General features: G+C 51.0%; 11 protein-coding genes. 7 read left to right on the forward strand and 4 right to left on the reverse strand.

Annotated elements, in window-relative coordinates:
• Window positions 1–17: 17 nt before the first annotated feature.
• Complete coding sequence (locus DW091_RS13930) at window positions 18–581, reverse strand: GNAT family N-acetyltransferase (RefSeq protein ID WP_118518456.1); 564 nt, start codon at window positions 579–581, stop codon at window positions 18–20.
• Between the two features lie 148 nt (window positions 582–729).
• On the opposite strand from DW091_RS13930, the gene DW091_RS13935 reads away from it, so the two are divergent.
• The 7 genes from DW091_RS13935 to DW091_RS13965 all read left to right on the forward strand — a co-directional run bounded on the left by DW091_RS13935 (window position 730) and on the right by DW091_RS13965 (window position 6813).
• Window positions 730–1860, forward strand: a complete 1131-nt coding sequence (locus DW091_RS13935; RefSeq protein WP_118518457.1) for a glycerol dehydrogenase — start codon at window positions 730–732, stop codon at window positions 1858–1860.
• Window positions 1861–2484: 624 nt separating this feature from the next.
• Complete coding sequence (locus tag DW091_RS13940; RefSeq protein WP_118518458.1) at window positions 2485–3165, forward strand: hypothetical protein; 681 nt, start codon at window positions 2485–2487, stop codon at window positions 3163–3165.
• Complete coding sequence (locus DW091_RS13945; RefSeq protein WP_118518459.1) at window positions 3162–3881, forward strand: ATP-binding protein; 720 nt, start codon at window positions 3162–3164, stop codon at window positions 3879–3881. The genes DW091_RS13940 and DW091_RS13945 overlap by 4 nt, the downstream gene beginning before the upstream one ends.
• Before the next feature lie 212 nt (window positions 3882–4093).
• Complete coding sequence (locus tag DW091_RS13950) at window positions 4094–4471, forward strand: GntR family transcriptional regulator (protein WP_058694999.1); 378 nt, start codon at window positions 4094–4096, stop codon at window positions 4469–4471.
• Window positions 4471–5337, forward strand: a complete 867-nt coding sequence (locus tag DW091_RS13955; protein ID WP_118518460.1) for an ABC transporter ATP-binding protein — start codon at window positions 4471–4473, stop codon at window positions 5335–5337. The genes DW091_RS13950 and DW091_RS13955 overlap by 1 nt, the downstream gene beginning before the upstream one ends.
• Window positions 5334–5960, forward strand: a complete 627-nt coding sequence (locus tag DW091_RS13960) for an ABC-2 transporter permease (RefSeq protein WP_058695001.1) — start codon at window positions 5334–5336, stop codon at window positions 5958–5960. Before DW091_RS13955 ends, DW091_RS13960 begins: the two co-directional genes overlap by 4 nt.
• A gap of 130 nt (window positions 5961–6090) precedes the next feature.
• Window positions 6091–6813, forward strand: a complete 723-nt coding sequence (locus DW091_RS13965; RefSeq protein WP_058695002.1) for a FadR/GntR family transcriptional regulator — start codon at window positions 6091–6093, stop codon at window positions 6811–6813.
• 65 nt (window positions 6814–6878) lie between these two features.
• Here DW091_RS13965 and DW091_RS13970 read toward each other — a convergent pair whose 3' ends face one another.
• The 3 genes from DW091_RS13970 to garR all read right to left on the reverse strand — a co-directional run bounded on the left by DW091_RS13970 (window position 6879) and on the right by garR (window position 10055).
• On the reverse strand, window positions 6879–7544 hold the full coding sequence (locus DW091_RS13970; RefSeq protein WP_058695003.1) for a cyclase family protein: 666 nt from the start codon (window positions 7542–7544) through the stop codon (window positions 6879–6881).
• Between the two features lie 171 nt (window positions 7545–7715).
• Window positions 7716–9149, reverse strand: coding sequence for a four-carbon acid sugar kinase family protein (locus DW091_RS13975; RefSeq protein WP_118518465.1), 1434 nt, complete (start codon window positions 9147–9149; stop codon window positions 7716–7718).
• 9 nt (window positions 9150–9158) lie between these two features.
• Window positions 9159–10055 (reverse strand): 2-hydroxy-3-oxopropionate reductase, encoded by an 897-nt coding sequence (garR, locus tag DW091_RS13980; RefSeq protein WP_074616126.1) that lies wholly within the window; start codon window positions 10053–10055, stop codon window positions 9159–9161.
• Window positions 10056–10293 lie beyond the last annotated feature (238 nt).

Genomic DNA, 10293 nt, shown 5'->3' on the forward strand with positions numbered 1-10293 from the left:
CATGGCTCTGCAAGGGTTCAGCCCGCTGCTTTCTGCCATTCGCGGCGCAAAATGCTGTAAATCACGGCGTCGCAGAGGCCATGGTTGTTCACATTGTATTCCCGGAGCACCCCTTCTTTTGTCATGCCGCACTTCTGCATGACGCTCCCGGACGCCGGGTTTTCAACAGCGTGCAGAGCCTCAACGCGGTTCACGCCCACTTCCTCAAAGAAAAAGCCAATCACCGCTGACAGGGCCTCTGTGGTGAGCCCCTGGTTCCAGTATTTACGGCCGATACAGTAGCCCACATGCACAGCCTCTGCCGCCTCATCGATCCGGACAACGCCGAGGCTTCCAATGGGCTCGCCGGTTTCTCTGCAGGTGATACACCAGTTATAATCGTCCAGCAGGATGGCGTTATTCTGCCACTCCTCAATGACCGCACGGGAGGCTTTCACGCTCTCATGTGTGGGCCAGCTTAAAAAACGGGTGACTTCCGGGTCTCCCGCCCAATTCAGGTACATGGCATCTGCGTCGTCAATGGAAAACTGACGCAGCACCAGTCGCCCGGTTTCAATTTTGCGCGTTCCCTGATGGTTCATATGAATCCCTCACTTTCTTTTAGCTTATTATAACAGGATTCCCTTAAAGTGAAAAGTGCCAGGTTGAAGATGGCGCTTCAGACTTTGCCTCTCCCTGGCAATATGGTATAATACTCCCAAATTCATTTACATCAGGAGGTTTTTACACATGCTTACATCCACCACGCGCGCATTTGGCTCCCCCAGCCGCTACATTCAGGGCTACGGCGAGCTTGAGCGCCTTCATGACTATACAGCCGACTACGGAAAAAAGGTGCTTGCCATCATTGACCCGTTTTTTTACGATACCCTTTCGCCTGCCTTAAAGGACCAGTTTGAAACGGCCGGCGCTGTCATCGAATCGGTCAAATTCGGCGGTGAAACTACTATCACAGAGCTTGAACGCCTGGCCGCCATCGCCTCAGGCTACAGCAGCGATGTTGTCGTGGGAATCGGAGGGGGCAAGACCATCGACGCCGCCAAATACACAGGGATCAAGGCTTCGGCAGCCATTGTCATCGCTCCGACCTCAGCCGCCACAGACGCGCCCACCTCGGCCCTCTCAGTTACCTACACCGAGGAGGGTGTCCACGCTGAGACCATCTACTTCAAACGCAATCCCGACCTCATTCTGGTCGACAGCAAAATCGTCTCTAAGGCGCCTGTCCGTTTGCTGGTATCCGGCATGGGCGACGCCCTGTCCACTTATTTTGAGGCCAGGGCGCATCAGGAATCCAATACCGCCAACCGCATCGGCAAGGGCTACCGCACCACCCTGGCCGGCATGGCAGTGTCTGAGCTGTGCTACCAGGTGCTGCTTGAGGACGGCCTGAAGGCTAAGCAGGCTGCCGAAGCCGGCGCCTGTACCGAGGCCCTGGAAAATATCATCGAGGCCAACACCCTGCTCAGCGGACTGGGCGTGGAATGTGTGGGCTGCGCAGGGGCGCACTCACTGAACAGCGGCTTTTCTGCCGTGGAGGCCTGCCGGAATTACACCCATGGTGAGATCGTAGCCTTTGGCACCCTGTGCCAGCTGGTGCTCGAAAACCGCCCGAAAGCGGAGATCGAGGAGGTCCTGGCCTTTTCCACCAGTGTGGGACTGCCCGTCACCCTTGCCGAAATCGGCCTGGAGGCCAGTATGGAGACCGATCTTCGCCGGGTAGCCGAGCGCGCCGCAAAGGCCAGGCACATTGTCGCCGAGCCTGTCACCGTCAACTCCGAAATCATCTACCATGCCATCCTGGCCGCTGACGCAATGGGCCGGGGATGGAAGGCTGAGCGCTTGAGTACGGGTGTGTGAAAAATCGAGCGCGTGATTCAAGGTTAAATCCAGAGGCTGTTTCAATGGAGAATTGAGAATGCAGAATGGAGAATTAGAGGAAAAAAATGCTGCGCATTTTGATTGGATTTGCGGCCAAAGGCCGCTGTTTCAATCGCTTTTTCGACAGAAAAAGGGTTCAATCATTTTCCATTCTCAATTTTCCATTCTCCATTAAACACCCCTCTTTTTAACGCTTTATGTTCTCATGATAAAGTTTTTCGACAGTCTGCGACCGCTCTACGCGGTCTTTTTTTTATTATATCCAGTTTTTTCTTTTTTTGAACAAAATCCGGTAAAATCCGCCTCCTTTTTTCCATTGTATGAATAGAGGCTTCTACACGTGAAATAAGGGTAAAGGAATTATTTCTTAAAGGTGTCGCCCAATTTCAGAAAATTCGGTATGTTCATAGTAGGAACTGCATTTGCCCCTATGTATACAAGAATAAACCGAACAAAAAAGTTGCCCATTTGGCATTAAATCATTTTTATTCTTTTATTACGATTGAAAATTTCATTTTATTTGAAATTCCGTTAAACAAACCGTTGATATTTTTGTCAAAAAAAGTATGTATGTAGTAGAAGCATCTCCAAAGGAGGAAAAACATGGATTATCTCAAACAGCTCAACGCCTACCGAAGAAAGCGACTGGCCAGCCCGCTTTCATCAAACGCCATTGCCCTTTATGCCATTCTTCTGGAATACGCTAACGACCTGTATTTCCCAGACCGCTTTACCGCGGCCAATTCCGTAATCTGCGGGCTCAGCGGCCTCAGCCTGACACGGATGCAGGTTGCACGGAAGGAGCTCTGTGAAGGCGGTTTTCTGGCTTATTCAAAAGGGGGCAAAAACCAATGCGGGATTTATCACCTTGTGGATCTGGTTAAAGCCGGAGGCAACGGCAAAAAAACGTCAAAACCGGACACGGTTCCGGATACAGTTCCGGACATGGTTCCGGACACAGTTCTGGATACGGTTCCGGACACATTAAATAAACCAAACCAAAGCAAACCAGACCAACTCAAAGAGTGCTATGGCGACTTCGTCACCCTCACTCCCAACGAGCGCGCAAGGCTCACCGAACGTCTGGGAGAACCCGACACCCTGCGCTACATCGACCGGCTTAACGAGTACATTGGCCAGATTGGCCCAAAAACCGCCAGCAAGCGCTACAAAAGCCATTACCATACCATTCTCAGCTTTTACCGCCGAGACGCGGAAAAGCACAAAAATCAGCCAGACAGCCCCATTCCAGATTACACCGCAAGCAAAGGAGAAAGCCTGTGAATTTTGAAGCCACAATTCCCAATCCCAACGCCGGCAGCCAGGAGTTCTATGAAGTGGACGGACTTAAGCACTGTTCCCTCTGCCACACCCCCATGGAGACATGGGTGGTTTTTGGTCACGTCAGAAAAAAGGTGTCCTGCCTGTGCCAGTGCAAAACCGAAGCCCGCGACCAGCGCGACCAGGCCTTTAAGGCCCGTCAGCAGGCCGAACGGAAAAAACAACGGAAGGCCTCCCATATTCAGGACCCTGCCCTGCGCAGAATGACCTTTGAGGCCGACAATGGCGCCTGCCCCGGCGCCATCGAAAAAGCAAAGCGATACGTCGCCCAGTTTGATACAAGCCGCAGTGAAAATATCGGCCTGCTGTTTTACGGCGATGTGGGCACCGGAAAGACCTTTACGGCCGGCTGCATCGTCAACGTCCTGAACGACAAAGGCTACAATGTCCTGGGCACCAGCCTCACCCGCCTGAGAGACGACCTGCCCGGCGAGTTTGAAAGCGACCGGAGCCGGAGCCAGTACTACGACCGCCTGGCCGCCTATGACCTGGTGCTGATTGACGACTTTGGCATCGAGCGCCAGAGTGAGTTTACCCTGGAGCAGATTTACAACCTTATCGACGCCCGCTACAAAAGCGGAAAGCCCACCATCATCACCACCAACCTGACGCCCGAGCAGCTCAAAAATCCCAAAAACATGGCCCAGCGCCGCATTTAAGACCGTATCAATGAAATGTGCAGCCCCATGCTTTTCGAGGGGCAAAGCCAGCGCCCCGCCCGTCAGAAGCAAAAGACCGAACTGGCGCGTAAACTGCTTTCTCCGGAAAGCAGGGGCTGAGCACGCAGCAAAATTTTTCTTGACAAGTCCTTCAAGCGAGTATATACTGTATATATCGTATATATACAGTATAACTTTTGAAAGGATCATCCATGGATATTATCATCAGCAACAGCAGTGGAAAGCCGATCTATGAACAGATCACCACGCAGATTAAAAATAAGATCATTACAGGCGAGCTAAGGCCCGGCGACGCCCTGCCCTCCATGCGGGTTCTGGCAAAGGAGCTGCGCATCAGCGTCATCACCACCAAGCGGGCCTACGCCGATCTGGAGCAGGACGGGTTTATTGAGACCGCTCCGGGCAAGGGCAGCTTTGTCGCCCAGAAAAACACCGAGTTCATCCGCGAAGAAAACTACCGCCAGATACAAGAACTCCTGGAACAGGCCGTTGAACTCTCGCAGGGCTGTGGCCTCACCCTTTCCGAGCTCACCGAACTTATCACATTACTCTACAAAGGAGACAGCTAATGGACACTCAAAACGCCATCGAAATTAAAAACCTCAGCAAACACTACAGCGGCTTTTCCCTGAAGGATGTCAGCTTTAATCTGCCCTCAGGCAGCATCATGGGCTTTATCGGAGAAAACGGCGCCGGCAAAACCACCACCATCAAGGCACTGCTGGGCCTGATCCACCCCGACAGCGGCGACATGCAGATTCTGGGCATGGACGCCGCGCAGAATGAAAAAGACATCAAGAAAGAGCTGGGCGTCGTTTTTGCCGACCAGAACTTTCCCGACGACCTTCGCCCGCCCGAGATCACGAAAATTATGGGCAATATCTACAAAACCTGGGATAAGGCCTTGTTCGAGGATTTCCTCTCCCGCTTCAGGCTTCCTGCAGACAAGCGGCTTAAGGACCTCTCCAAGGGGATGAAAATGAAGCTTTCCATCGCCGCCGCCCTGTCCCACAGGCCCAGGCTCCTGATTCTGGACGAGGCCACCAGCGGGCTGGACCCGGTCGTGCGCAACGAAATTCTGGACATCTTCCAGGAATTCATCGAGGATGAGAATCACGCTATTCTCATGTCCTCCCACATCACCAGCGACCTGGAGCGGGTGGCAGACTACATCACCTTTATCCACGACGGGCAGATTCTGTTCAGCGAGGCCAAGGATACGCTCATCGAAAGCTACGGCATCCTCAAGTGCAGCCCAAGCCAGTTCGAGTCCCTCACACTCACCGACGTGGTGGGCGTCCAGCGCTCAAGCTTTGACGTTCAGGCTCTGATCAAAAACCCCGTGGCCGTGAGAAACCGCTTTCGGGATATGATTGTCGATACCCCCAGTCTTGAGGATATCATGGTGTTTTATACAAAAGGAGACCAAAAATGAAAGGCTTAATCATCAAAGAATTTCTCGGCATGCGCCGGTATTTCAGGATACTGGCTGTGCTCATGGTGCTGTATATCTTTATGGCCTTTGGCATGGCCTCGACCAGTATTTTCTCAGGCGTCAACGCCATTCTGGTCATGATCTGCGCCCTCAGCAGCTTCAACTATGACAGCTACAACCACTGGGACGAATTCGCCATGACCCTGCCCCTGAGCCGGGCCGACCTGGTAAAAAGCAAATACCTTTTCATCCTTCTGCTGTGCGCCTTTGGCACGGTCATCACACTGGCTCTCAGCCTTGTTATCGGCCAGATGATCCATGTATCCATTGAGGAAATCCTCATCGGCACCCTGTGCTCGGCCCTGGTGGCGCTGTTTCTCGGCGCGCTCGCCACGCCAATCATCTACAAATTCGGTGTCGAAAAAGCCCGGTATGTCCTGATGATCGTGGTACTGATTCCTACTCTTATTTTTATAAGCTTCAGCAGCTATCTGCCTGCGCTAAGGCCCCTCTCAGCTCAGACTCTCACCCTTCTGGCCTGGTGCTCCCCGGTGTTCGTGCTGGCGTTTGGCCTCCTGTCCTATGTGGTCTCCAGGCGCATTTTTATGAATAAGGACCTGTAGAGCACGCTGTCCTGAGAAAGGCGTTCCGATTCTTAAATAAACATTTGATCATTCATTGCCGGTAGGTTATAATAAAGTGCAAACAGGATGTCCAAACATCCTACTAGATGACCTTAGGAGATTTGAATTTATGCCAAGCGACAGAAAAAAACCGGCAAATGCCCTTTCACCCATTGATAACTCCTCTATTGTTGACAAGATTATCGACCGGATCGTCAAAGCCATTTCTACCGGACAGTTTAAAGTAGGGGAAAAACTCCCCAGTGAATTTGAGCTCATGGAAGAGCTGAACGTGGGACGGAACTCCCTGCGTGAGGCCATGAAAATTTTATCCGCCCTGGGCGTGGTGGACATCCGCCGCGGCGACGGCACCTATGTGTGCGACCATATTGCCCCCACGGTGTTCAACCCCATTATCTACAGCATCATCTTCCAGGCCGAAAGCGACCCGGATATGGTGGAATTCAGGGAGTGCATGGAGGAAATGGTCCTGCGCACAGCCATGAAAAAAGCCACCGACGGCGATATCGTCCACCTCAGCCAGATCATCAAGGATATCCGTAAGGCCTATGAGAGCGGCGACAAGGAAAAAGCTGCCTACCTGGATTACAAGTTTCACGTTGCCATTGCGGATATCTGCGGCAACCCCTATATTTCCAAGCTGGTCAACGGCATCTATGAAATCTTTTCCCTGTCCATTGAGGATACCATCAATACCCAGGAGCTTTTTGACAAGGCTGAGGGCTATCACAAGGAAATCCTCCGCTGTATTCAGGAAAAGGATGTGAAAAGCATCGACGCCGCTGTGGAAAAGAGCATGACCTTCTGGCACAGCAAAGAGATTGAAAGTTGAAGGTCCAAAACCTTCCACCTTCCACTTTCAACCTTCCACCAAAAAAAGAGCCCGGAGGCTCTTTTTTAGTCTAAATCTGCAATAACACTGACCTGGCTGCTGTCTACGCCCACAATGCGCAGCGGAGCGGCAACGACAAAATTGATTTTGCCCTTTAATTCGGACAGGTTCATGTCTTCGATTGCAGTGATGAATTTTTCAGTGTTCAGTCCTAACAGATTCTGGTGCGCCGGCGCTGCCAGATCATTGCAGGGAGAGCCGATTGCCAGGAAGTCAAAGCCCACGCATCTCAGGTTCTTGTAGGTGTTGACCATATACAGGCAGGTTTCCGGTGTCAGGAATGGGCCTTCCATCTGGTATTTCTTGGGATCTGTTTTTCTTACTTCACCAAAGCCGGTACGGATCAGCAGCAGATCTGCCTGCTGAATTTCTTCCTCATGCTTCTGTAAATCCTCGATGGTTACACCTTCGCAGGCATTTTTCGGAATATCTAAAAGCAGTACCTTCTTAAACACAAAGTAGTCAATGGGCAACTCGTTGATTCTCAGCCCGTCAGGATTAAAATGCTTCGGCGCATCATAATGGGTGCCGCAGTGGTTTGGCAGCTCGGACATAAAGCTGTTGAACGGGGTTTCATCACCGATTTCAGTACACTGTCTTACTTTAATGACCGGTTCGCCTGGCCATGCTAAATCGTTCGGGTCCAATGGATAGGATAAGAAAATGTTCATAAAGTTCACCTCATATAAATTTTATTTTATCAAACGGCAGCGTTGGCCGTTAATAATCCTAAAATAGTTGATAGTTTAGGTGCAAATCTGCCCTGCAGATTTGATTAAGATTTGATTATATGCGACCGCAGGGCGAAAGCATTCCTCAACTATCCACTATTCACTGCTCTTTCAGTCCCCCATCAGGGTCTCAACTGCTTCTCTCAGCGTGGTATTGGTGCCGACATTGCCTGGGAAGATCACATAGGGCAGTCCCGGGAATTTGCTCTCTTCTCCGGTCATCCATACTGGAATCCCCGGCTTGATCTGGCCCATGACATTCGCTTTCTGCACCCGCAGCGCCTTGGTGCCAATGTCACTGGAGGTGATCCCCCCCTTAGCTACAATAAAGTTAGGCCGCACGGACAGGTTTGTGATAATGCTGGTCACCGCATCGGATATTTTGACAGACACCTTAAGCTGTTCATCCTTATCATCGGTATCCAGGTCGAAGCGGTCCCTGCGGGTATAAACGGCGACGGTCTTGCCAGCCTTAATATCCGCTTCCACAATGTCTACCACCCGCTCTACTTCCTGTTCCAGCCCGTTTTCTTCCAGCACACGGTGCTGGTTAAACTCGATAAATTCAATGCGCTTGTCCGAGTTTTTAAGCTCCTCAAGCTGGGCGGTTGTCTTGTTGACATGGGAGCCGACAACGATGATACCGCCGTTTTTGTTCTCTGCTAAAATCAGTTCGTCATGGCTGAGAATGGGCTTATCCGGCACGCCGCCAAGCACCTTTGTGATGGCTGCGGCTGAGCGGAATATAAAGTTTTTACCCTGATTCATGGCTTTTACCAGTGCGATGGCAAAAACCTTAACATCGGCGTAGTCGATGGAATTGACCACAATTTTATTGAAATCCTTCACCTGCATGAGCTGGTCTGTAATCTTGTCGATTTCCAGGTTTCGCAGATCCTCCAGCGCGATAAAGGTCACGTCCTCAGCCTTGTATTTGCCGCCGGATTTTTCTTCGCACCACTCGCCCAGATGAGACGCCTTGTAGCCAAAGGATTTATCCTTCGCGAACTCGGTTTCACCCGCAGGCACCAGCTCATCGCCTTCCTGCACATAGTGCACGTTGTCAATGGTAAAGCGGCCGCCTTCTTTAAAGAACGGATAGATAATTTCACCGTCAATTTTCTGGTCTGAACCCGCCTCAATAACGTCCTTTAAAATTTCCGGTTCCAGTGGATAATGCCCGCGCAGGGTCGAGTCGCTCCGGCTGATCACGACAAATTTTTTGCCGGTTTCCCTGGCGACCTGTAAAATGTTCTTAGCCATTTCCCGGTGAGCCTTTGTGGTCTCAGGGGCTGTCAACCCTCTGGAGTTGGTCAGGATGAAAAACATACTGTTTTCTTCGTCAAAGCCCTTGCGCATGCTGTCAACCGACCAGTCTGTATAGACGGAAATGTCGTGAACAGTCTGTACCCCAGTGGGGTCGTCGTCCAGAACCACAATTTTACGGTCAAAGCCCTTTAGGGCTTCATTCAGCTGTGCAGTAACCTCTTTTTCCGGAATGGGCTTGAAGGTTGTTAAAATGGATGCGTCTAATCTTTCTGCCATGTCACTCACCTATTTTTCCTTGCGTTTTACTTCTACACCGGCCAGCTTTTCAAAATACTGTACAATGCCGCCGTGGTCGTCTTCCAGATGGCCGTCTACCTTCAGGGCCTGCATGATTTCCAGGAGCTGGCTGCTCATGGGCAGCGGCACATCGATATCGTGGGCGGTTGCCATGACGTTTTTAATATCCTTCAGGTTAATGGAAATCTTGCCGCCGGGTACAAAGTTGCGGTCGATCATCAGCGGCGCCTTGGCGTCGAGAACGGTGCTTCCCGCGAGACCGCCGCGGATGGCCTTGTAAACCAGCTCCGGATCGGCTCCGGCCTTTGTCGCCAGTACCAGCGCCTCCGATACAGCTGCGATGTTCAGGTTTACGATAACCTGATTGGCCAGCTTTGTCACAGAGCCGCTGCCAGTTTCACCGACCAGCAGCGCCGATGCGCCCATGATGTCAAAGTAGGGTGTCATCTTGTCAAAGGCTTCCTGCTTGCCGCCGACCATAAAGGCCAGCGTCCCGTCAATGGCCTTGGGTTCTCCGCCGCTTACTGGCGCATCCAGGAAATCGACACCAAGAGGCGCCAGTTTTTCGGCGCAGACTTTCGATTCTGTAGGCGTCACAGAGCTCATATCCACAACAATGCTGCCTTCTCTGATCCCCTCGGCCACGCCGTCAGCACCAAACAATACCGACTGAACAATTCCGCCGTTGGGAAGAATGGTGAAAATAACCGGACATCTTTCACCAATCTCTTTCAGGGTTGCCGCCTGGGCGCCCATATCTGTCAGTTCCTTTACTGCCTCCCCATTCAAATCGTTTACCAAAAGGCTGCATCCACCTTTAACCAGGTTCTTAGCCATTGGTTTTCCCATAATACCGAGTCCGATAAAACCAACCATACGATCCATTTCAGTACCTCTTTTCTGCTTTCTTAGTAGGTCATCCTACCTTTATGCCTAAAATTTTTAATAGAACGCTATTTGTTAAATGTGTAACGAAGAACGTCCTATGTATTGCTTTTCATAAATCAATGATAAAGCCACCTCCCCTTTTTGTCAAGTCTTTTTTGGAAATCTTAAACAAAAAAAGAACACCCCGAATTGTAAAATTAATTGACCGCATAATTATACAACAAATTTTAAAGAA

This window comes from Eubacterium sp. AM05-23 (genome assembly GCF_003477535.1).
Lineage (GTDB): Bacteria > Bacillota > Clostridia > Eubacteriales > Eubacteriaceae > Eubacterium > Eubacterium maltosivorans.

Excerpts from the sequence above, each read along its gene's own strand:
- DW091_RS13960 (WP_058695001.1), top strand. The coding sequence starts at position 5,334 with ATGAAAGGCTTAATCATCAAAGAATTTCTCGGCATGCGCCGGTATTTC.
- DW091_RS13965 (WP_058695002.1), top strand. The coding sequence starts at position 6,091 with ATGCCAAGCGACAGAAAAAAACCGGCAAATGCCCTTTCACCCATTGAT.
- garR (WP_074616126.1), bottom strand. The coding sequence starts at position 10,055 with ATGGATCGTATGGTTGGTTTTATCGGACTCGGTATTATGGGAAAACCA.
- DW091_RS13940 (WP_118518458.1), top strand. The coding sequence starts at position 2,485 with ATGGATTATCTCAAACAGCTCAACGCCTACCGAAGAAAGCGACTGGCC.
- DW091_RS13935 (WP_118518457.1), top strand. The coding sequence starts at position 730 with ATGCTTACATCCACCACGCGCGCATTTGGCTCCCCCAGCCGCTACATT.
- DW091_RS13950 (WP_058694999.1), top strand. The coding sequence starts at position 4,094 with ATGGATATTATCATCAGCAACAGCAGTGGAAAGCCGATCTATGAACAG.
- DW091_RS13970 (WP_058695003.1), bottom strand. The coding sequence starts at position 7,544 with ATGAACATTTTCTTATCCTATCCATTGGACCCGAACGATTTAGCATGG.
- DW091_RS13930 (WP_118518456.1), bottom strand. The coding sequence starts at position 581 with ATGAACCATCAGGGAACGCGCAAAATTGAAACCGGGCGACTGGTGCTG.
- DW091_RS13955 (WP_118518460.1), top strand. The coding sequence starts at position 4,471 with ATGGACACTCAAAACGCCATCGAAATTAAAAACCTCAGCAAACACTAC.
- DW091_RS13975 (WP_118518465.1), bottom strand. The coding sequence starts at position 9,149 with ATGGCAGAAAGATTAGACGCATCCATTTTAACAACCTTCAAGCCCATT.